The sequence below is a fragment of the Streptomyces sp. HNM0574 genome, assembly GCF_012726235.1.
In the GTDB taxonomy this organism is placed as follows: domain Bacteria; phylum Actinomycetota; class Actinomycetes; order Streptomycetales; family Streptomycetaceae; genus Streptomyces.
Genome location: NZ_JAASAH010000008.1, coordinates 96,859 through 117,686 on the forward strand (window position 1 = coordinate 96,859; position 20,828 = coordinate 117,686).

Genomic DNA, 20,828 nt, shown 5'->3' on the forward strand with positions numbered 1-20,828 from the left:
GCGGACGGTGTGGCGGCGGATGGAGGCGAGCGGCCGGAAGCGGAGGCTCCGGGCCCTCAGCGTTCCCGAGCCTCGACGTGCTGAAGTCGCAGTCTCGAATGGTGCCTTGAGGAAGGGCGGATGGCGGCGAGTCGGCAGGTCGGTGTGCCGTCGCGTTGACCGTGCAAGGCTTGCGGCATTCCATCCGTAAAGCAACGGGTTTTTCACCCTCCCCGCGGGGCCGGGTGAGTGCGAGCATGGGTACATGCGCATAACCGGGGCACAGTGGCCGAGGCGCGTACGGAGCGGCGGGTCCGCGAGGTCAGCGGGCAGATCCGCCCTCGCCTGCGTGACGGCCGTGGTGCTCGCCGCCACGCTCGCGGGCTGCGGTGAGGACGGCCCCCGGGACGGCGCGACGGACGGCGCACGGGACGACGGAACGCGCCGGGGGAGCGTGTTACCGGGCGCGAGTGAGGCCGGCCGCCCCAACAGCGCTGCGGGCACCGGAAGTTCAGGGTGGACGGGCGGGTTCGCCAACCCCACGCGCGTACCGGGCATCGGCGACCGCATGTGGGCGAAGGTCCCCCGCGAGGCCCGCCAGGTCGTCACGGTGCACGGCGAAGGGCCCGACTCGCCGGACGCGACTGTGCGGCTCTACACCCGGAAGCAGAGCACTTGGACGCGTGAGCACACCTGGCCCGCGCACAACGGCCGCAAGGGCTGGACACCGAACCACAGGGAGAACGACAAGCGGAGCCCCGTCGGGGTGTTCACGCTGTCGGACGCCGGCGGCCTGCTGCCCGACCCGGGAAGCGCGCTGCCGTACGAGCACAACGAGGCCTTCACCCCGCCGTCGTACTGGCCGGACGCCAAGCGGAACGACTTCGACCACGTCATCGCCGTCGACTACAACCGCGTCAGGGGCACCACCCCGCTCGATCCGACGCGCCCCCGCGGCCAGTCGAAGGGCGGCGGCATCTGGCTGCATCTGGACCACGGGTACGGCACGTCCGGCTGCGTGAGCCTGCCCCGTGAAGCGATCGTCTCGCTGCTGCGCACCCTCGACCCCGCGGACCATCCGGTGGTCGTCATGGGCGACAAGAAGACACTCTCCCGCTGAACCGGGCCGTGTGGTCGGCCCGTTCACGGTTCCCCTTTCCTCCCGCCCGGCTGCCCCCGGGCGCCCGATGGCTGGTTCCGGCCGGTGCGCCCGTGTGTCGGCTGGTCCCGATCTGCACCGGTCCGTAGGGGATTGGTGGCCTGAAGTTTTCCAGCGAAGTGACGCACAGGTCTTCCGGAGGGGACGGAGCGTCCGATTGGGTGTCGGCGCGGAAGTGAAATTCCGCATAACAGAATCCGTCCTCTCGGAGGATCCACCTTGTCGAACGCAGCCCTGGCTCCGTCCATGCCACGGCGCGCACTGCGAATGCTGCGCACGTCCCTCTTCGCGCAGGTCCTCTGCGCACTGGCCCTCGGCCTTCTCGTCGGCCGCCTGTGGCCGGACATCGGTACGGCCGTACAGCCCCTCGGCGACGGCTTCATCCGCCTCATCAAGACCCTGATCGCCCCCATCGTGTTCTGCGTCGTCGTCGCGGGCATCACGAAGGCCGGCGACCTGAAGGCCTTCGGCCGGATCGGGCTGAAGGCCCTGATCTGGTTCGAAGTGGCCACCACCGCCGCCCTCGTACTGGGCCTGCTCGCCGCCAACGTCGCAGGACCCGGGCACGGAATGGAGGTCGACCCGTCCAAGCTCGACGCCTCCGCGGTGGCCGAGCAGACCGGTGGCGAGAAGCTGCCCTCCACATCCGAGTTCCTGCTGCACGCACTGCCGGACAGTGCAGTGGGAGCCTTCGCCGAGAACGAGCTGCTCCAAGTGCTCGTCCTGGCCTGCCTCGTGGGCGCCGCGCTGCTGCACCTCGGCCAGACGAAGGTGCCCGCGATCCTCCCGGCGATCGAGCAGGCGCAGCACGTCGTCTTCACGATCGTCGGCTACATCATGAAGCTGGCCCCGCTCGCCGTCTTCGGCGCCACCGCCCACCTGGTCGGCGAGTACGGGCTCGGCGTGATGTCCCAGTACGGGCAGCTCATCGCGCTCTGCTACGGCGTCGCGCTGGCCTTCCTGGTGCTGCTCGCCCTGGTGCTGAAGCTCATCACGGGGGTGAACCTCTGGCAGTTCGTCCGCTACTGCCGTGAGGAGATCCTGCTGGCGCTGGGCACCGCGTCCAGCGAGGCCGTCATGCCGCGCATGATGGAGAAGCTGCGCAAGGCCGGGTGCCGGGAGGACTCGGTCGGGCTCGTGCTGCCGACGGGCTACTCGTTCAACCTGGACGGCGCCTCCATCTACCTCTCCATCGGCATGCTGTTCATCGCCCAGGCGGTGGGCGTCGACCTGACGCTCGGCCAGCAGGTCACGGTGGTACTCGTGCTGATGCTCACCAGCAAGGGCATGGCGGGCGTCCCCGGCTCGGCCTTCCTCGCGCTGTCCGCGACCGCATCCGCCCTGGGCGTCATCCCCGCGGGCGCGGTGGCGCTCCTGCTGGGCGTCGACCGGATCATGGACTCCATGCGGGTAGTCACGAACCTCCTGGGCAACTGCGTCGCCGTCTTCGTCGTCTCCCGCTGGGAAGGCGCCCTGGACTCCGTACGCGCCAAGAGGGTCCTGGGCGGAACCGAGCCCGACGACACCACGGACCAGGCGGACGGCACGAACGAGCCGGCGGATGCGAAGGCACCGGAGGGAGCCGAGCCCCCGGCCACCGACAAGGCCGCCGCGCCCGCGACGTCCCCCGCGCAGACCGCACCACCCGGCGCGGACCGATAGCCGGCCGGACGACGGCTCGGGGCCGGTCGCTCCCTCCAGGGTGCGACCGGCCCACGCCTCTCCGCAGACACGCAGCGAAGTCGGCCCCGGCGGTCAGGACTTGGCCGCGTCCGGCTTCTCCGAGTCGATGCCCGGGCGTTCCTTCTCCCAGAGTCCGCGGGTGAAGTCGGGCAGTTCCTGCGGTGCGCCGTTGGCCTTGATGGAGGCGTGGCTCAGGGGTACGGGGGCGCTCCAGGTGGCGGCGTCGTACACGTCGAAGTCGGGGACGAGGCCGAGCCGCATGCACTGCACGAGCCGGAGCAGCATGATGTAGTCCATGCCGTCGTGGCCGCCGGGCGGATTGGTGTTCTCCTTCCAGAGCCAGTGGTCCCACCGCGCGTAGTCCTCGAAGTTGCCCCATTCGTGCCCGCTCATGTCGGGCTCCAGGTAGATGCGCGGCGGATAGTCCTCGAAGACACCCTTCGTGCCGCCGAGGACGTTGAGTCTGCTGTAGGGGTGTGGATTGGAGACGTTCTGCTCCAGCCGTATGACCCGTCCCTTGGCGGTCTGGACGAGGCTCATCGCCATGTCGCTCTTGATGTAGCTCTCCTTCCAGCTCTCGTGCCCGCGCGGCATGTTCTCCTCGCGGTAAGCGGCCAGGCCGAGGGAGGGAGAGCCGAAACTGGAGATGCGCACGGCACGGTCGCCGCGGTTGACGTCCATGTAGTTGGCCGCAGGCCCGAACCCGTGGTTGGGATAGAGGTCGCCCTTCAGCCGGGTGTGCCACAGCCGCCGCCAGGGACCCTCGTAGTACTCCGGGTCGAACATCAGCTCGCGCAGGTCGTGGATGTAGGCGCCCGCGCTGTGCAGCAGGTCGCCGAAGAGGCCCTCGTGCGCCATGCGGAGTACCCGCATCTCGTTCTGGCCGTACGCGCAGTTCTCCAGCTGGAGGCAGTGTCTGCGGTGGCGCTCCGAGAGGTCGACGAGCTCCCACAGTTCGTCCACCGTCATGGCGGCGGGGCACTCGACGCCGACGTGTTTGCCCTGCGTCATGGCCGACTTGGCCATCGCGAAGTGCCAGTCCCACGGGGTGGCGACGTACACGAAGTCGACGTCGCCGCGTTCGCAGAGCCGGGCGTAGTCCTCGTCCCCCTTCGTGTAGAGGGCGGGGGTGTCCTGGCCCGCGTCGGTGACCTTCTTGGCTGCCTTCTCGGCCTTCTCCCGCACGGTGTCGCACAGGGCCACGACCCGTACGCCCTCCAGCGAGAGGAAGATGTCGATCATGCTGCCGCCGCGCTGCCCGAGCCCGATGATGCCGATCCGTACCGTGTCCCTGCCTTCGAACGGTACGCCGATCATGGTTTCGCCCTGCCGGGGCGGTGTCGCGGCGGAGCCGGCCGCCGCGTCGGCGGCGGTGCCCGGAGCGGCCGCGGAACTTCCCGCTCCCAGGCCGCCGATGCCCAGCCCCACTCCGGCGACGCCGGCGGTCCGCAGTACGGAACGGCGGCTGAATCCTTGGTCGTTCATCGAGCCTCCAGCAGTCCTCTGACCCGTGGGATGCGTGAACTCCGAGCAGGACACTGGCCGTTGGTGCTCCTGGTGCGCAAGGGAGCCGCCTTTGGACTCTTGAGGTGCGTGGATGGACTTCTGTGCGCGGCACCGGCCTTCGCGGGGACAGCGGGGCCGAACAGGCGCCGCACAGCAAGAAGTTGCTGAAAGAGGATGGAAAATATTGCGAGTCTCTTGACGTGTACAGGCCGCGACGGCAGGCTCCCACAGCGAACCCCCACCTGCGGCCAGGCGCGTGGCTGCGCTCCGGGCACTGCTGTGCCCGACTCACGAAGGAGCCGCACACCATGAGAAAACGTCTGTACGGCGGCGTCATGGCCGGAGTGCTGACGGCCGGCGGCCTGCTGACCATGGGCCCCTGGCAGTCACAGGCCGTTCCCGCCGCCTCCGAGCCCTCACGTTCCGCCGAGGAGGCCGCACCGCCCGGCGGGAAGGCCGTCACGGCCACGCTGTTCGAGCGGCCGTTCACCTCCGTGGCCCAGGAGTGCAAGGACACGCTGGGTCCGGCCGGTTACGGCTACGTCGAGGTCTCGCCCGCGACCGAGCACATCACCGGCGACCAGTGGTGGACCTCGTACCAGCCGGTGAGCTACAAGATCGCCGGACGTCTCGGCGACGAGAGCGACTTCAAGAGCATGGTGAACGCCTGCCACGAGGCCGGCGTCAAGGTCGTCGCGGACGCCGTCATCAACCACATGTCGGCCGGTTCCGGAACCGGCACCGGCGGCACCGAGTACGCGAAGTACGACTACCCCGGCACCTACGGCGACGCCGACTTCCACGGCTGCCGGAAGGACATCCAGGACTACACCAACCGCGAGGACGTGCAGAACTGCGAACTCGTCGGACTCTCCGACCTCGACACCGGCAGCGACCAGGTACGGTCCACCATCGCCAAGTACCTCGACCGGCTGCGCGAGTTGGGCGTCGACGGCTTCCGGATCGACGCGGCCAAGCACATGGCCGCGCAGGACGTGGAGGCCATCAAGGGCAAGATGGCCGACCCCGGGTACTGGGTGTCCGAGGTCATCGCCGGAGAGAACGAGGCCGTCCGCCCCGAGGAGTACACCGGCCTGGGCGATGTGGACGAGTTCCGCTACGGCACCCACCTCAAGAGCGCCTTCCAGGGAGGCGACCTGGGCGGTCTGGGCGGCATCGCGGACGGCAAGCTCGACAGCGGCAGCGCCCGCACCTTCGTCGACAACTGGGACACCGAGCGCAACGGTTCGACCCTCACCTACAAGGACGCGGGGCTGTACAAGCTGGCCAACACCTTCATGCTGGCCCACCCGTACGGCTCGCCGAACGTCTACTCCGGCTACGAGTGGTCCGAGAAGGACGCGGGCCCGCCGAGCGGCGGGGACGGCTGGACGCAGATGCATGCGGACCCGCAGATCACGGGAATGGTGGGCTTCCGCAACGCTGTTGGTGACGCGGAGCTCTCCGACTGGTGGGCCGAAGGCGGCGCTCTCGCCTTCAGCCGCGCGGGCAAGGGCTTCGTGGCGCTCAACTCCGGTGACGGCGAACTGAAGCGGACGTTCGCCACCTCGCTGCCCGCGGGCGCCTACTGCAACGTCGCACAGGGCACGCCCGAGGGCGGCTGCGAGGGCGACCCGGTGAAGGTCGGCGACGACGGCAAGGCGGAGGTCACCGTTCCCGCCGGCGGCGCGGTCGCCCTCCACACGGAGGCCACCGGGTAACCCTCCAGACCGGCCACCGCACCGTCCGGTACGTGCCTCCCCGCAGTCCCGGACAGCGGCTCGCCCCCGGACCCGGGGCCCGGTCTCCTCCCGCTTCCCCCACAGCGGAAGGAGACCGGGCCCCGCAGCAGTTCAGGACGGCCGGGTAGCGCGCTCCAGCTCGAGCAGCACGGAGCGGTACCCGCGGCCGCCGGTGGCCTCGTCCATGCCGATCTCGCACATGCGATTGGCGGACAGGTGGGCGTCGAAGTGCCGGGCGCGCACCTCGGCGGCCTCGTGCTCGGTCGCCGAGGCGGTCAGCTCCTTGTGCAGCATGCCGCGGTCGCCGGCGAACCCGCAGCAGCGGACGTCCAGCGGCACCACGACCTCCTCGGCGCACGCCTCGGCGACCTCGCGCAGCGCGTCGGCGTCGTCCAAGTGCCGCATGGAGCACGTCGGATGGAGCACCGCCGAGGCGAGCCGCCGCTCGACGGTCAGCCGGGGCAGCAGCTCCTCGGCGGCCCACACCACCGAGTCGACGACGGTCAGCCGCTCGTGCAGTTTCCGGTTCGCGGGGGTCAGGTACGGCACCACCTCGTGGGCGATGCCGAGCGTGCACGAGGAGGCGTCCACCACGAGCGGAAGCTCGCCTCCGTCCGTCCACCGCCAGGCGGACTCGACGATCCGGTTGGCCATCAGCACGTTGCCCTCGGCGTACCCCTTGGAGTGCCAGATGGTGGCGCAGCACGTTCCCGTGACGTCCTCCGGAATGTGCACCGGACGTCCCGCGCGCGCCGACACCACGACCGTCGCCTCCGGCAGGGACGGCTCCCCGTGGCCTTCGGGCCCGCCGAAGATGCGGTTGACGCAGGCCGGGTAGTAGACCGCGCTTGCCGTCGCCCGGTCCGTCGCGGGAAGCCGTTTGGCGGCGGGGCCGGGGAGTTGCGGCAGCCACTCCGGTACGAGATCGGGCCGGACGGCCCGGCGTGCGGCGCCCGTCAGCGTCTCCAGCGCCGCGTCACCGCGCCGCGGCAGCACCCGCCGCCGCAGCGTGTCCGCCGAGGCGACGGCCAGCCGGGCGGCCCGTTCCACCGCCCCGAAATGGCGCGCGGTACGGGCGGCCGCACGCTCCTCGCGGCCCGTGTGCCGTGCGCCGCGGAAGGACTTCATCATGGCGCCGGTGTCGATGCCGACGGGGCAGTCCAGCATGCAGGTGGAATCGCCGGCGCAGGTGTCGACGGCGTCGTACGTGTACGAGCGCAGCAGACTGTCGTTGACCGGGGACGCCGGGTCCTGGCGCATCATCTCCCGGCGCAGCACGATCCGTTGGCGCGGTGTGGTGGTCAGGTCACCGCTGGGGCAGGTGGGTTCGCAGAAGCCGCACTCGATGCAGGGGTCGGCCACGTCCTCCACGCGGGGGATGGTCTTCAGGCCGCGCAGATGGGCGTGCGGGTCGCGGTCGAGCAGGACGCGCGGGGCGAGCACGCCTGCCGGGTCGAGGAGTTGCTTGATCCGCCACATCAGGGACGTGGCCTTCTCGCCCCATTCCAGCTCCAGGAAGGGGGCGATGTTCCGTCCCGTGGCGTGCTCGGCCTTGAGCGAGCCGTCGAAGCGCTCGACGGTCAGTGCGCAGAACTCGTCCATGAAGTCGGCGTACCGTCGCACGTCGTCGGTCTTCGACGCGTCGAAGGCCAGCAGGAAGTGCAGGTTGCCGTGGGCCGCGTGGCCCGCGACGGCGGCGTCGAAACCGTGCCTCTCCTGCAGCTCCAGCAGCGCGCCGCACGCTTCGGCCAGACGGGACGGAGGCACGGCGAAGTCCTCCGTGATGAGCGTCGTTCCGGAGGGGCGGGAGCCGCCCACGGCCGTGACGAACGCCTTCCGTGCCTTCCAGTAGAAGGCGATGGTCTTTGCGTCCCGGGTGAAGGCGTTGGTGACGGATTCGACGGGGGCGACCAGGTCGAGGCCGGACATGACCTCGGCCGCCCGCTGTTCGTACTCCTGCTGCGCGGCCTCGTCCGGGGCGCGGAACTCCACGAGCAGCGCGGCGGTTTCCTTCGGCAGCCGTGCCCAGTCCTTGGGTACGCCCGCGACGCTGACCGAGGCGCGGAGCGTGTTGCCGTCCATCACCTCCACGGCGAGCGCGCCGGCCTCGTTGAACCGGGGCACCGCGGCCGCCGCCGCGCTGAGCGAGGGGAAGAACAGCAGCCCGGTGGAGGTGCGCCGGTGCAGTGGCACGGTTGCGAAGACGAGCTCGGAGAGGAATCCGAGCGTCCCTTCCGAACCCACCATCAGTCCGCGCAGGATGCGTACCGGACTGTCGCCGTCAAGGAAGGCGTCCAGCCGGTAGCCGTTGGTGTTCTTTAGCTCATACTTGGCGCGGATGCGGGCGGTCAGCTCCGGGTCGGACTCGATCTCCGCCTTGAGTGCCATCAGCCCTTCGCACAGCGCCGGTTCGGCGTCTGCCAGCGCCTCGTCGGCCGCCGGATCACCGGTGTCGACGACGGTGCCGGACGGCAGCACCACGGTGAGCGAGGACACCGTGCGGTACGAGTTGCGGGTGGTTCCCGCCGTCATGCCCGAGGCGTTGTTGGCGACGACCCCGCCGAGGGTGCAGGCGATCGCGCTGGCCGGATCCGGGCCCAGCGTCCTGCCGTACGGCGCCAGCGCGGCGTTGGCCCGCACCACGGTCGTGCCCGGCCGGATGCGCGCGCGGGCGCCGTCCTCGTCGAGCACCTCCACGCCGGCCCAGTGACGCCGCACGTCGACGAGGATGTCCTCGCCCTGCGCCTGCCCGTTGAGCGAGGTCCCCGCCGCGCGGAAGACCACGTGACGCCCGTTGCCCCGCGCGTACGACAGCACGGCCGAGACGTCGTCGACGTCCTCCGCGAGGACGACGACCCGGGGGACGAAGCGGTACGGGCTGGCGTCCGAGGCGTAGCGCACCAGATCCGATACCGAACCGAGCACCTTCCGCCCGTCCGGGTCACCCAGCAGCGCCCGCAGTTCGCTCAGCAGGGGTTCGGGGGAGCCCGTGGCCATACCGTCCGGTACGCGGTCTCCCGCGGGGGTGTGACCGTCCGTGGGACGTGGCCGCAGGGCGCCGGGATCGGGTTCGAGCAGCGGCATGGTCACTCCCTGATGCTGGACACCCCCGGGCTGCGTCCATGCTAGGTCCGCCTCCGCGCCACGGGCGGTCTCAGTGTTCGTGCGGGGCGCCCGCGTCGAGCAGGGTGAGCAGGCCGCTCAGTTCCTCGCGCTGCGCGGAGGAGAGCGGCGCGAGTAGTTCCTCGGCCGCCGACTTGCGGGCCTTGCGCAGTTCCTTGAGCGCGTCGGTGCCGCCGTCGGTGAGCCTGATCCGGGTCACCCGCCGGTTCGCCGGGTCGGGCTCCCGGCGCACCAGGCCGCGTTCCTCCAGCGCGTCGACCAGAGTGGTCACCTGCCGGGGGACGACGCCGAGGCGTTCGGCGAGGTCGGCCATGCGGGGCGGTTCGCCGTGCCGGGCGAGGGTGCGCAGCAGACGCCCCTGGGCGGGGGTGACGCCGACGGGGGCGAAGTTGTGCCGGTGTGCGTGGTTCAGGCGGCGCGTGAGGCGCAGCAACTGCTCGGCGAGGTCGCCGTCGGTCTCGTCGTGCGGGTGGGGCGCTGGCATGGCGGCAGGTTAACAGGGCACCATTCATTGTGAGTATAGGTAACAATGAACTATGCTCCCTGTTGGTGGAGTGCGCGGAAATCACGCCGCGCACCGGCCCGTGAACCCGACCCCAGAGGAGCCCGTTGCGACCCGACGCCATTCCGTGGGAACCGCCTGCCACTCCGCGTGGCGCACCCGAACCGCCGGCCCAGATCCGCCGCATCCTGCGCCTGTTCAGGCCCTACCGGGGACGGCTCGCCCTCGTCGGCCTCCTGGTCGGCGCCTCGTCCCTGGTCTCCGTCGCCCAGCCCTTCCTGCTGCGCGAGATCCTCGACGTCGCCATACCCGACCAGCGCACCGGACTCCTCGGGCTGCTGGCCCTCGGGCTCGTCGCCACGGCCGTGATGACGAGCGTCTTCGGCGTGCTCCAGACGTTCCTGTCCACCACCGTCGGACAGCGCGTCATGCACAACCTGCGCACCGAGGTCTACGCCAAGCTCCAGCGCATGCCCCTGGCCTTCTTCACCAGGACACGCACCGGCGAGGTGCAGTCACGCATCGCCAACGACATCGGCGGCATGCAGGCCACGGTCACCTCCACGGCGACGTCCCTGGTCTCCAACCTGACGGGAGTGGTGGCCTCCGTCGTGGCGATGCTCGCGCTCGACTGGCGGCTCACCGTCGCGTCCCTGCTCCTGCTGCCGTTCTTCGTCTGGATCAGCCGCAGGGTCGGCCGCGAGCGGAAGCAGATCACCACCCAGCGGCAGAAGCAGATGGCGTCCATGTCGGCGATCGTCACCGAGTCCCTGTCCGTGAGCGGAATCGTGCTCGGCCGCACCATGGGCCGTGCCGAATCGCTCACGCGCGGCTTCTCCGACGAGTCGGAGCGCCTCCTCGACCTGGAGGTCCGCTCCCACATGGCTGGCCGCTGGCGCATGGCCACCATCGGGATCGTCATGGGCGCCATTCCGCCGCTGCTCTATCTGACCGCCGGCCTGCTCGTCCATTTCGGCGGCCCCGGCCTGTCCATCGGCACCCTCGTCGCCTTCGTCGGCCTCCAGCAGGGGCTCCTGCGGCCCACCGTCTCGCTGCTGTCGACCGGCGTCGAGATGCAGACCTCCCTCGCGCTGTTCCAGCGCATCTTCGAGTACCTGGACCTCCGGGTGGACATCACCGAACCGGAGCGGCCCGTCCGGCTCCCCTCCGTCCGCGGCGAAGTCCGTTTCGAGAACGTCGACTTCGGCTACGGACAGCAGGACCCGGGCGGCACACTGCACGGCATCGACCTCGCCGTCCCCGCCGGCACCACGCTCGCCGTCGTCGGCCCGACCGGGTCCGGCAAGAGCACGCTCAGCCACCTGGTGCCGCGCCTCTACGACGTCACCGGCGGCCGGGTCACCCTCGACGGGGTGGACGTCCGCGACCTCGACTTCGACACTCTGTCCCGAGCGGTCGGCGTGGTCTCCCAGGAGACCTACCTCTTCCACTCCTCCATCGCCGACAACCTCCGCTTCGCCAAACCCGACGCCACGGACGCCCAGTTGCGTGCCGCCGCCAGGGCGGCCCAGATCCACGACGCCATCGAGTCACTGCCCGACGGCTACGACACCCTCGTCGGCGAACGCGGCCACCGCTTCTCCGGAGGAGAGAAGCAGCGCCTCGCACTGGCCAGGACGATCCTGCGCGACCCGCCCGTCCTCATCCTCGACGAGGCCACCAGCGCACTCGACACCCGCACCGAACGAGCCGTGCAGCAGGCGGTCGACGCGCTCTCCCGGGGACGCACCACACTGACCATCGCCCACCGCCTGTCCACCATCAGGGACGCCGACCAGATCGTCGTGCTCAACGGCGGGCACATCGCCGAACGCGGCACCCACGACGAACTCATGGCGAGGGACGGCCAGTACGCGGCCCTCGTACGCCGCGACGCGCACACCGCGGACGCCCCGGCCAGCTGAGCCCCGGCTCCACGCGCACCGGAGCCCCGAGGCTCGTCCCACGCGGACGAGCCCCCTCCGCCCTCTGCTCCAGCCGCTGGGCGGGCTACACCTCGGTCGCCGTCGCCATGAACGCGGAGATCTTCCCCGCCGGCATCGTCTACCTGCGCCTGCCGGAAGGAGCGAAGAAGGAACCGGACCGCTGACCGGAACCGTGCGGTGAGAGGAGACGTGAGCAGAGAGAGGGGCGGCTCACCTGTCGCGGTGCCGCGGATCGTGCCCGCCGGGCGAATCGTGGTGCGCGTGCGAGGGGTACGCCTCGCTGTGCGGGTCCTTCCTCGGCTCGAACACGCAGAACTCGTTGCCCTCCGGGTCCGCGAGGACGTCCCAGTCGATCGTGTCGTCCCTCCGGCGCACCAGCGTCGCGCCCATGGCGAGCAGTTTCGCCGTGTCCCCGTAGACGTCCATGTGCATCCGGTTCTTGCCGGACTTGGGCTCCGTCACGGGGTTGATCCACAGTGAGGGACCGCGCCCCTCCTTGTCGTACAGCAGCACCGGCCACTCCGGCGGCCACTCCGTCCGCCCGGCGGGCGGCTGCCTCCGCTGGTACCCGATGGCGGCGCTCCACCAGTCGGCCATCCGCTGGTGGTCGAGGGCGTCCAGGGCGATGTCCTTGAAACGTGCGGGCATGCGGGGAGCTTAAACGCCGTCAGCCGTACAGGAAGTACCTCCGCCGGGTGTGGTCGAAAGCGCGGGTTTCGGTCTTCCAGGCGGACGCGCACTGGTGTGCGTCGTGGCCTTCGTCGAGCATCGTGCGGAGCCGGGGTGAGCCGGAGAGTTTGTCGATCCAGAAGGGGTGCTCGGTGTTGGCGTCCTCGCGCCAGGCGAAGCCGTCGTACGCGCGTGCCTCCGCCAGCATGGCCACGGCGGTGAGCACGGGGCGGTAGCGGTGCGGGTCGGTGAGGTGGAGCTGGACGCCCGCGCAGGTCTTGTCCTTGTGCTTGCTGAACGTCGGCACGAAGTACGCCTCGCGGAACCGCACTCCGGGCAGGTCGAGCGCGTTGAGGCGGTCGCTGTAGCGGTGGTCCAGGTAGGGGGCGCCGACGAGCGCGAACGGGGAGGTGGTGCCGCGCCCCTCGGACAGGTTGGTGCCCTCGAAGTAGCCCGTGCCGGCGTAGACGGTGGCGGTGTCCGGGGTGGGCATGTTGGGCGAGGGCGGCACCCAGGGCAGGCCGTGGTCCTGTGCGAGGTCGTCCGGCGCGAGGCCCTCGGCCCGTACCACCTCCAGCTCGACCCGGCCGTGCCCGGCGCCCTCGCGCTGTTCCGGAGAGTGCCCCGGTTTCCGCGTCTTCCTGACGGGCGGTTCGTCCGGGAGCAGCTCGCCGTTGAAGTAGCGGGCCAGTTCGCCGACGGTCATGCCGTGCTGCTGGAGGATGGGTTTCAGGCCGACTCCCGAGGCGAACTCCTCGGTCATCATCGGCCCGTCGGCGCGCCGCCCCAGCGGGTTGGGGCGGTCGAGGACGACGAAGCGGGCGCCGACGTCCCGGGCACCCACCATCGCCTGGTACATCGTCCAGATGTACGTGTAGAAGCGGACGCCCACGTCCTGGATGTCGAAGACGATGGTGTCCGCGCCCGCTTTGGTGAACAGTTCCGCCATCTTCGCCGCGTCGGCGCCGTACGCGTCGTACACCGTCAGTCCGGTCCGCGGATCCTTGAACTCCGGCTCGGACTCGCCGGCCTGGGCGCTGCCGCGGAAACCGTGCTCCGGGCCGAACACGCCCACCACGTCCAGCTCTTGGGCGGCCATCGAGTCGACGATGTGCCGGGTGTCGCGCAGTACGCCCGTCGGGTTGCTGACCACGCCGACCTTCCGGCCGCGCAGCATCCGCCACTTGCGGGCGGCGGCGACGTCGGCGCCCGGCACGGCCCCGGACGGGGCTCCGCGACCCGGCGGTTCGGCGGCGCGGGCGGCGCCGGACAGCAGCAGGGGAGCGGTGAGAGCCGTCGCCGTACCGCCGGTGACGAGTGCGCGACGAGAGGGGGAGCTGGGCATCACGGACTTCCTTCCCCTGGGGGCCGGTGAGCTGGAGGCGCAAGCTATACGACGCCGGGACCGGCTGCCAGAGTGCGCGCGGCCCCGGGCGGGCGCGGGCAACGACAGGCGCGCGGAGTGAGGATGACCCGGATGCCGGGCTTCCCGGAAGGCGCACAGCCGCGCGGAAGCGGAGGGGAGAGGTTCAGTCGCCTCACCGGATTTCCACGGCCGGATTTCGCTGCTCGTTCATGTGCTGACCAGCACTATGGCAGGTGTGGCTGGTGAGCGTGGTGGGTGCGCGTGTGGTGAACCGGAGGGCGGGCCCGGCTTCGCCGACGCCCTGCTGAGGACCGTCTTCGACGGGTACCGGCCCGCACTGCTCCGGTACGTCGGACGCCTCACGTACGGGGACTCGCACCGTGCGGAGGACATCGTCCAGGAGACCCTGCTGCGCGCCTGGTTGAGAGCGGACCGCCTCACGTTCGCCGGGCCCGGCACACCCGACGGCCACGAGGGGCACGAAGGCAGCGCGGAGCCTCGCGCCGAACCGGGGCTCGGTCCCTGGCTGTTCACCGTCGCCCGTAATCTCGCGGTGGACTTTCACCGTCGGGAACGCGCCGTTCCGGTGGGCACCACACCGGAGGAGGACGGCGGGCGGGTTCCGGCCACCGACGATCCGGCCGACTCCGTGGTGGACCGGTACGTCGTCGCCCGCGCCCTCGCCAGGGTCTCGCCCGAGCACCGTGCCGTACTGGTGCTCACCCACCTGCTGGGGTGCTCCGGAGCGGAGACATCTCGGGCCCTGGGCATCCCGCGCGGCACGGTCAAGTCCCGTACGCACTATGCCCTGTTGGCGATACGGCGTGAGCTGGGGCTGGCCGAGGAGCCGGCCGCGCAGGCGCGCATCCCGGCGCAGCGGGCACCGGCCGAGAGGCAGTCACGGGCCCCGGACGTCGGGGCACCGGCCCGCCGCCCTGCCGCGCACACCGTCACCCCCGGCCCCGGCAACGTGGTGGCCTGACCCCTGGAGCGCGATCCGTCACCACACGGGACGGAGAGCCGGAAACGCATCTGCTCAACAGGCACGCAGAATCGGGCCGATGAGGCGACGGTCTCTACGGCCGCCCGGACCGGGCCAGCCAGCGGCCGTCCTGGCGGGAGACTTCGATAGGGCGGCCGAAACTCGCCGTCATCCGCTCGCCCGTGAGGACCTCCCCGGCAGGACCGCACGCCATCGTCCTGCCCTCGCGCAGCAACAGCGCGTGGCTCGTCGTGGGCGGCAGCTCCTCCAGGTGGTGCGTGACGGTGACGGTGGCCAGCTCGGGCCGGTTCCCGGCCAGGCGGCGCAGTGCGTCGATCAGGTCCTCGCGGGAGGGCAGGTCCAGCGCGTTGAACGGCTCGTCGAGCAGCAGCAGCGCGGGGTCGGGCATCAGCGCGCGAGCGACGAGAACGCGTGCGCGCTGGCCGCCCGAGCACACGCCGTACGGGCGGTCGGCGAAGTCCTTGCAGTCCAGTTCGGCGAGCAGCTCGTCGGCCCGCTCCTTGATCTCGTCCGTGTACTGCTTCCACAGCGGCTGCACGGTGCCGGAGGCGCCGGTGAGGACGACCGTGCGGGCCGGCATGTCCTGCGGCACCCGCTGGGACGTCGACACGTGCCCGATCTCGCTGCGCAGCTGCCGCACGTCGACCCGGCCCAGGGTGCTGCCCAGGACGGAGACGGTGCCGTCCGTCGGGTGCATCGTCGCGCCGACGAGGCGCAGCAGCGTCGTCTTCCCGGCGCCGTTGGCGCCCAGCAGGGCCCAGTGCTCGCCGGGCCGCACCGTCCAGTCGACGCCGTCCAGGATCACCTGTCCCGTGGTGTACCGGCGCACGCTCACACCCGAGACCTCCACGACGGCGGAACCCGCGTCGCGGCCCTCCGCGCCGGAGGCCGCCGGGCCGTCCGGCAGGGTCGCGTCCGCGGCTGCGGAGCCGTGCGGGCGGGTCTGCTCCATGGCTGCCTCCCTGGCAGGACGGTGCGTGATCAGACGGTGCACCGTCGCACGGCCGCGAACGGGCCGTGCGACGGGGGCCGCGTACGCACGAAGGGTGCGCGAGCAGACTAGCTGTAGAGGGCAGCCGCTTCGTACAGGGCCTTCACTCCCTGCCCGACCACGGGTGATCCGTGACCGAAACAGAGCGTTTCCGCCTCCAGTCCGGAGAGACGGCCCAGTGACGCGACCGCACGGGCACGGTGCGTGTTGAAGGGCCCGAGGATCACGCCGGAGGACGAGGCGCCCTCCTCGGCGGCGGCACGGCCGGCATCCTCCTGTGCCGTGCCGTGGAACGCGGCGACGGCCGCGTCCGTCCGCGCCACCGTGTCACCGGTGAACAGCGTGCGGTGCGCGGGCAGATGGAGGGCGATGCTGCCGTCCGTGTGCCCCGGAACGTGCACCACCCAGGCACCGCCGCCGAAGTCGAGCACGTCCCCGTCCGTCAGCTCCTGGTCGACGGGGCAGGCGGGCGCCGAGGGCAGGACGGGATGGTCGGCGCTCAGCCCGTAGGCGGCCGTCTGGTGCTCGAAGAGCGTCCGCTCCCACTCCCGCGCCTCGGAGAAGTCCGGTGCCGGCGGGGCGACTTCGCCCCGGACGACGGGCGCGTCCGCGCGGTGTGCCAGCACGGGCGCACGCAGCCGTGCCGCCAGTTCGGCGGCCGATCCCGCGTGGTCCTCGTGGAAGTGGGTGAGGACGATGCGCCGCAGGGCGCCCGGGGCGTGCCCGAGCGAACGGATCGCCCGCTCGATCTGCTCGCCGGAGCCCGGAGGGCCGGTGTCGATCAGGGTGAGCGCGTCACCGTCACGCCACAGGTACGCCTGCCCGACCGGGAAACGGAGCATGTGCAGCCGCTCGTGGATTTCGACGCATTCCATGCGCGCAAGCTAAGCCGCTCTCCCAGACGGACGGAGCGCCTTACGCCCGTGGCGTACTCGGCCGCTCAGTGCTCGCCCGCCAGGACGACCTCCAAGGTGCGCGGGCCGTGCACGCCCTCCACCCGGTCGAGTTCGATGTCGCTGGTGGCGGACGGGCCGGAGATCCAGGTCTGCGGCCGTGCCGGGTCCAGCCGCTCCAGCGCCTCCGGCACGGCCGCGACCACCTGCGAGGGCACCCGCACCACGCAGATGTGGTGGTCCGGTACGAGCGTGATCCGCCGTCGTCCCTGCCCGGGGCCGGCGTCCAGCACGATGGTGCCGGTCTCGGCGACGGCCACGGCGCAGCCCGTGACGACGCTGTCGACCGTGTCCAGCCGGTGAGGTGTGAGGCCCGGCGCGTCCGCGAGCCGCTCGATCCCGTCCGGCTCCGGCAGCCACTCGGCGGGCAGCCCGGAAGGGACGACGACGCTCCGCGCTCCGCGGGCCCGCAGCAGCTCGCCGACCATCCTCGGCACCGCGGCGGCCTCGCAACGGTGCACCACCGCGCGGTAGTCGGCGAGGTTCTCCGCGAGCAGACCCGCGATCTGCGCCTGCGTCCGCGCCCCGTGGGCGCGCGCGTACTCCCGTGGCACGGGGGTGTCCTCCGGCCCCTCCCCGCGCGGTACATCGCTCAGGGCGCGGCGCACGCGGGCCAGGACGACGTCGCGGCTGCTCATTCCGTCCCCTCTCCGTCTCGCCCGTCCGGGCCTTGCGGGGTGCCGTTCGCGCCCCGCGTGCGGCGCCACCAGTCGCGGAACGTCTCGGCGGGCAGGCTCGGCAGGTCGCGGCTCTGCGACCAGGCGCGGGCCGGGCCCGGAAGCGGGAGGCGGCGCGGCTGGAACCGGCGCACGCGGGTGGCCAGCCGCTGGCCGCGCCCGAGCGCCAGCGGGTGCTCGAACGCCCAGCGCGCGGCGCGCATCGCCGCGCGCTCCGCCGCGTGCCCCTTCGCGGGCCGGATGGTGGTCTTCTGCCCGCGCACCATGACCTCCCCGCCCTCCACGACCCGCTGTCGCAGATGGACGAGGACCTCCGGGATGTCGATGGCGACGGGACAGACCTCGTAGCAGGCACCGCAGAGCGACGAGGCGTACGGCAGCGAGGCGTCCAGTTCCGTTCCCGTGCCGCGCAGTTGGGGCGTCAGGATCGCGCCGATCGGACCGGGGTAGGGCGAGCCGTACGCGTGTCCGCCGGCCCGCTCGTACACGGGGCAGACGTTGAGGCAGGCCGAGCAGCGGATGCAGCGCAGCGCCTGCCGTCCCACCGTGTCGGAGAGCGCGTCGGTCCGCCCGTTGTCCAGCAGCACCAGATGGAAGGTGCGGGGTCCGTCCCCGTCGGTGGTGCCCGTCCAGGTGGAGGTGTACGGGTTCATCCGTTCAGCGGTGGAGGAGCGGGGGAGTAGCTGGAGGAAGACCTCCAGGTCCCGCCAGGTGGGCACCACCTTCTCGATGCCGACGACGGAGATCAGCGTCTCGGGCAGCGTCAGACACATCCGGCCGTTGCCCTCGGACTCGACGACGACGAGGGTGCCGCTCTCGGCGACCATGAAGTTCGCCCCGGAGACGCCGACTTTGGCGTTGAGGAACTTCTCCCGCAGATGGAGCCGCGCGGCCTCGGCCAGTTCGGCGGGATCGTCACTCAGTCCGGCCGGCGCCGGGAGTCCCCAATCAGCCATCCGCGCACGGAAGATGTCCCGGATCTGGTCCCGGTTGCGGTGGATCGCCGGGACGAGGATGTGGGACGGAAGGTCGTCGCCCAGCTGCACGATCAACTCGGCCAGGTCCGTCTCGTACGCGGTGATCCCGGCGCCTGCCAGAGCCTCGTTGAGGCCGGTCTCCTGGGTGGCCATCGACTTGACCTTGACCACCTCGCGCTCACCGGTCTCCCGCACCAGCCGGGTCACGATCCGGTTCGCCTCGTCGGCGTCGGCCGCCCAGTGCACGTGCCCGCCGGCGGCGGTGACGGCCTCCTCCAACTGCACGAGATAGTGGTCGAGATGGCGCAGTGTGCGGTTCTTGACGGCCGCGCCGGCCTCGCGGAGTGCGGACCAGTCGTCCAGTTCGGCGACGGCGCGCTCCCGTTTGGCGCGGATGGTGTGCGTGGCGTGCCGTAGGTTGCCCCGCAGCCGCATGTCCCGGGTGGACGCTTCGGCGGCCTCGGGGAACGCGGGCATGCCCAGGTACGTGCCGCTCACAGCGGTGCCTCCTTCGTCCCGGCGAGGATCTCGGCGATGTGCACGGGCCGTACCGCCGAGCCCCTGCGGGCGAGGGTGCCGCCGATGTGCATCAGGCAGGAGTTGTCGACCGTGCACACCGCTTCGGCGTCGGTCTCCTCGATGTGCCGTGCCTTGTCGGCGCCCATCGCGGCCGAGACGGCGGGGTTCTTGACGGCGAAGGTGCCGCCGAAACCGCAGCACTCCTCCTGCCCCTCCAGCGGTTTCAGCCGCAGCCCCTCGACGTGCTCCAGCAGCCTGTGCGGACGCTCGCCCAGCCCGAGCATCCGCAGCCCGTGACAGGTCGGGTGGTAGGTCACCGTGTGCGGGTAGTACGCGCCGACGTCCTCCACACCCAGCACGTCCACCAGGAACTCCGTCAGTTCGTAGGTCCGCGCCACGGCGTCGGCCGTTCCCGGGCCGTCGATGCGCGGGTACTGGTCGCGCACCATGGCCGCGCAGGAGCCCGAGGGCACGATCACGTAGTCGTACGCGCGGAAGGTCTCCGCGTAGCGGCGGGCGAGGGGTTCGGCCTCGGTGCGGTAGCCGGTGTTGAACTGCGGCTGGCCACAGCAGGACTGCTCCTGGGGGAAGTCCACCTGGACGCCCAGCCGTTCGAGGAGCGTGACGACGGCCTGCCCCGTGCGGGGGTAGAGCGTGTCGTTGACGCAGGTGACGAAGAGAGCTACCCGCACGGTCCATCCTTTCGTCAAGATCACCCGGGGCGGGGGGCTCATACTGCCGCAGTCGCCACGCGTTGTGCAGTAGTCGTCGCGGACTGGCATGTCGGGAGCCGGAGGGGCGACGGTTTCGGCGCACTGTCCGAACCGGCCCCGGAGAGCGGGCCGTTGAGGCAGAGGCACGTTGGCGGTGCCGCACTGTGCCCCGGAAACGCGGAAGCGCCGCCTCCCCGTGGGACGGGGGAGACGGCGCCTTCAGCGGCCGTGCGTCAGACGAGCCAGCCCACGAAGTGGACGACGCCTGCGAGCACGTTGGTGATGAGGTCCATGGTGGTGCTTCTCCTTGCGTTTCTTTGGGACATCACTCCGGTCCGCCGTGGGACTGGGGTCCGGAGGCGCCTGCACGGTCTGCAGCCCGTCGCTTGCGCACTGTAAGCATCATGCGACGAACGGCAGTTGTGCAACGAAATCCGGAGCGACCACGCGTTCGGGCGAACAGCCGCTCCCGTGTTCGTCTGTTCCCGACATTCGGAGCAGGTACCGCCGTCACGTCCGGTGCGCGAACTTCCGGCGCCAGGCGAGCGATACGTACACCAGGGCCACCAGGAGGGGCACCTCGATGAGCGGTCCGACGACGCCGGAGAGCGCCTGGCCGCTCGTGACGCCGAAGGCGGCGATGGCGAGTTCGGAGTTGTTCCCGCAGCCGTGAAGGCGAGGGTCGTGCTGCGGTCGTACGGGAGGCCGATGCCCTTGCCGAGGGCGAAGGTGCCGAACTGCATGAGCGCGAAGTGCGCCAGCGGCGGCAGCGCGATACGGGCGACGTCCCAGGGCTGCGAGGTGATCGTCTTCCCCTGGAGGGCGAAGAGCAGCACGATCGTGAACAGCAGTCCGTACAGACCGAACGGGCCGATCCGGGGCAGGAATCGGTTCTGTTCGCGGCCGAGCCTCCGCTCCCCGACGCGGCGGGTGAGGAAGCCGGCGAGCAGCGGGACGCCGAGGAAGGCGAGCACGTTCAGACAAGATCAGGTCCCGCGTCGAGGCACTCGTCGTGGACATCGTCCCGGGGAGGGGAGACGCGAGCCTCAGGCCCACCAGCCCGACGGCGAGGGCCATGCCCGCGAACAGCACCAGTTGGTACGCGCTGTTGGGCACGGTGCTGCGCGAGTATGGACGGCGAGAAGCCCGCCCAGGCAATTGAGGCCACCAGGAAGGCGAACGGCTTCCTGCCGGCCCGCGCGGAGTCCTCCGGCGTCACTCCGGTCAGCTTCCGCCAGGTGGAGCCGAAGAGCCCCAGTCGCTGTAGCAGCCCCGGACGACCGCCAGCCCGACCACCGCAGTCGGCCAATTGACGCTCAA

General features: G+C 71.1%; 15 protein-coding genes and 1 pseudogene. 5 read left to right on the forward strand and 11 right to left on the reverse strand.

What is annotated here, in order from left to right; translation table 11 throughout:
• Window positions 1-328 precede the first annotated feature (328 nt).
• Together HCC30_RS15985 and HCC30_RS15990 are read left to right on the forward strand one after the other, a co-directional pair.
• Window positions 329-1,099, forward strand: coding sequence for a L,D-transpeptidase family protein (locus tag HCC30_RS15985; protein ID WP_346776652.1), 771 nt, complete (start codon window positions 329-331; stop codon window positions 1,097-1,099).
• 306 nt (window positions 1,100-1,405) lie between these two features.
• Complete coding sequence (locus HCC30_RS15990; protein WP_169443207.1) at window positions 1,406-2,800, forward strand: cation:dicarboxylase symporter family transporter; 1,395 nt, start codon at window positions 1,406-1,408, stop codon at window positions 2,798-2,800.
• Between the two features lie 93 nt (window positions 2,801-2,893).
• On the opposite strand, the gene HCC30_RS15995 is transcribed toward HCC30_RS15990, so the two are convergent.
• On the reverse strand, window positions 2,894-4,306 hold the full coding sequence (locus tag HCC30_RS15995) for a Gfo/Idh/MocA family oxidoreductase (protein ID WP_169443208.1): 1,413 nt from the start codon (window positions 4,304-4,306) through the stop codon (window positions 2,894-2,896).
• A gap of 329 nt (window positions 4,307-4,635) precedes the next feature.
• Between HCC30_RS15995 and HCC30_RS16000 the strand changes: the two genes are divergently transcribed.
• The gene (locus HCC30_RS16000; protein ID WP_169443209.1) at window positions 4,636-6,048 is read left to right on the forward strand and encodes an alpha-amylase family glycosyl hydrolase; all 1,413 of its coding nucleotides are present in this window, start codon (window positions 4,636-4,638) and stop codon (window positions 6,046-6,048) included.
• 132 nt (window positions 6,049-6,180) lie between these two features.
• On the opposite strand, the gene HCC30_RS16005 is transcribed toward HCC30_RS16000, so the two are convergent.
• On the reverse strand, window positions 6,181-9,153 hold the full coding sequence (locus HCC30_RS16005) for an FAD-binding and (Fe-S)-binding domain-containing protein (RefSeq protein WP_169443210.1): 2,973 nt from the start codon (window positions 9,151-9,153) through the stop codon (window positions 6,181-6,183).
• Window positions 9,154-9,223: 70 nt separating this feature from the next.
• A complete protein-coding gene (locus HCC30_RS16010; RefSeq protein ID WP_169443211.1) occupies window positions 9,224-9,676 on the reverse strand; it encodes a MarR family transcriptional regulator in 453 nt (150 codons plus the stop codon).
• Window positions 9,677-9,801: 125 nt separating this feature from the next.
• Between HCC30_RS16010 and HCC30_RS16015 the strand changes: the two genes are divergently transcribed.
• Window positions 9,802-11,619, forward strand: coding sequence for an ABC transporter ATP-binding protein (locus HCC30_RS16015; protein WP_169443212.1), 1,818 nt, complete (start codon window positions 9,802-9,804; stop codon window positions 11,617-11,619).
• Between the two features lie 231 nt (window positions 11,620-11,850).
• On the opposite strand, the gene HCC30_RS16020 is transcribed toward HCC30_RS16015, so the two are convergent.
• Window positions 11,851-12,288: a VOC family protein gene (locus tag HCC30_RS16020; RefSeq protein WP_169443213.1), complete on the reverse strand. Its 438-nt coding sequence runs from the start codon at window positions 12,286-12,288 to the stop codon at window positions 11,851-11,853.
• A gap of 19 nt (window positions 12,289-12,307) precedes the next feature.
• Window positions 12,308-13,654, reverse strand: a complete 1,347-nt coding sequence (locus HCC30_RS16025; protein ID WP_169443214.1) for a DUF1343 domain-containing protein — start codon at window positions 13,652-13,654, stop codon at window positions 12,308-12,310.
• 256 nt (window positions 13,655-13,910) lie between these two features.
• Between HCC30_RS16025 and HCC30_RS16030 the strand changes: the two genes are divergently transcribed.
• Entirely contained in the window at window positions 13,911-14,657 is a 747-nt protein-coding gene (locus tag HCC30_RS16030; RefSeq protein ID WP_346776653.1) for a sigma-70 family RNA polymerase sigma factor, read from the forward strand.
• Window positions 14,658-14,751: 94 nt separating this feature from the next.
• On the opposite strand, the gene HCC30_RS16035 is transcribed toward HCC30_RS16030, so the two are convergent.
• The 6 genes and pseudogenes from HCC30_RS16035 to HCC30_RS16060 all read right to left on the reverse strand — a co-directional run.
• A complete protein-coding gene (locus HCC30_RS16035; protein WP_169443216.1) occupies window positions 14,752-15,630 on the reverse strand; it encodes an ATP-binding cassette domain-containing protein in 879 nt (292 codons plus the stop codon).
• A 107-nt stretch (window positions 15,631-15,737) separates the two neighbouring features.
• Window positions 15,738-16,544 carry an MBL fold metallo-hydrolase gene (locus HCC30_RS16040; RefSeq protein ID WP_169443217.1) on the reverse strand — a complete coding sequence of 269 codons (807 nt, stop codon included), beginning with the start codon at window positions 16,542-16,544 and terminating at the stop codon, window positions 15,738-15,740.
• A 65-nt stretch (window positions 16,545-16,609) separates the two neighbouring features.
• A complete protein-coding gene (locus HCC30_RS16045; RefSeq protein ID WP_169443218.1) occupies window positions 16,610-17,260 on the reverse strand; it encodes an LUD domain-containing protein in 651 nt (216 codons plus the stop codon).
• Entirely contained in the window at window positions 17,257-18,774 is a 1,518-nt protein-coding gene (locus tag HCC30_RS16050; RefSeq protein WP_346776654.1) for a lactate utilization protein B, read from the reverse strand. Before HCC30_RS16050 ends, HCC30_RS16045 begins: the two co-directional genes overlap by 4 nt.
• Window positions 18,771-19,487: a (Fe-S)-binding protein gene (locus HCC30_RS16055; RefSeq protein WP_169443219.1), complete on the reverse strand. Its 717-nt coding sequence runs from the start codon at window positions 19,485-19,487 to the stop codon at window positions 18,771-18,773. The genes HCC30_RS16050 and HCC30_RS16055 overlap by 4 nt, the downstream gene beginning before the upstream one ends.
• Before the next feature lie 531 nt (window positions 19,488-20,018).
• A pseudogene (locus HCC30_RS16060) lies at window positions 20,019-20,488 on the reverse strand (arsenical-resistance protein); the annotation flags it as partial.
• Between the last annotated feature and the right edge of the window lie 340 nt (window positions 20,489-20,828).

Excerpts from the sequence above, each read along its gene's own strand:
- HCC30_RS16005 (WP_169443210.1), bottom strand. The coding sequence starts at position 9,153 with ATGCCGCTGCTCGAACCCGATCCCGGCGCCCTGCGGCCACGTCCCACG.
- HCC30_RS15995 (WP_169443208.1), bottom strand. The coding sequence starts at position 4,306 with ATGAACGACCAAGGATTCAGCCGCCGTTCCGTACTGCGGACCGCCGGC.
- HCC30_RS16040 (WP_169443217.1), bottom strand. The coding sequence starts at position 16,544 with ATGGAATGCGTCGAAATCCACGAGCGGCTGCACATGCTCCGTTTCCCG.
- HCC30_RS15990 (WP_169443207.1), top strand. The coding sequence starts at position 1,406 with ATGCTGCGCACGTCCCTCTTCGCGCAGGTCCTCTGCGCACTGGCCCTC.
- HCC30_RS16045 (WP_169443218.1), bottom strand. The coding sequence starts at position 17,260 with ATGAGCAGCCGCGACGTCGTCCTGGCCCGCGTGCGCCGCGCCCTGAGC.
- HCC30_RS16035 (WP_169443216.1), bottom strand. The coding sequence starts at position 15,630 with ATGGAGCAGACCCGCCCGCACGGCTCCGCAGCCGCGGACGCGACCCTG.
- HCC30_RS16025 (WP_169443214.1), bottom strand. The coding sequence starts at position 13,654 with ATGCCCAGCTCCCCCTCTCGTCGCGCACTCGTCACCGGCGGTACGGCG.
- HCC30_RS16000 (WP_169443209.1), top strand. The coding sequence starts at position 4,636 with ATGAGAAAACGTCTGTACGGCGGCGTCATGGCCGGAGTGCTGACGGCC.
- HCC30_RS16020 (WP_169443213.1), bottom strand. The coding sequence starts at position 12,288 with ATGCCCGCACGTTTCAAGGACATCGCCCTGGACGCCCTCGACCACCAG.
- HCC30_RS16010 (WP_169443211.1), bottom strand. The coding sequence starts at position 9,676 with ATGCCAGCGCCCCACCCGCACGACGAGACCGACGGCGACCTCGCCGAG.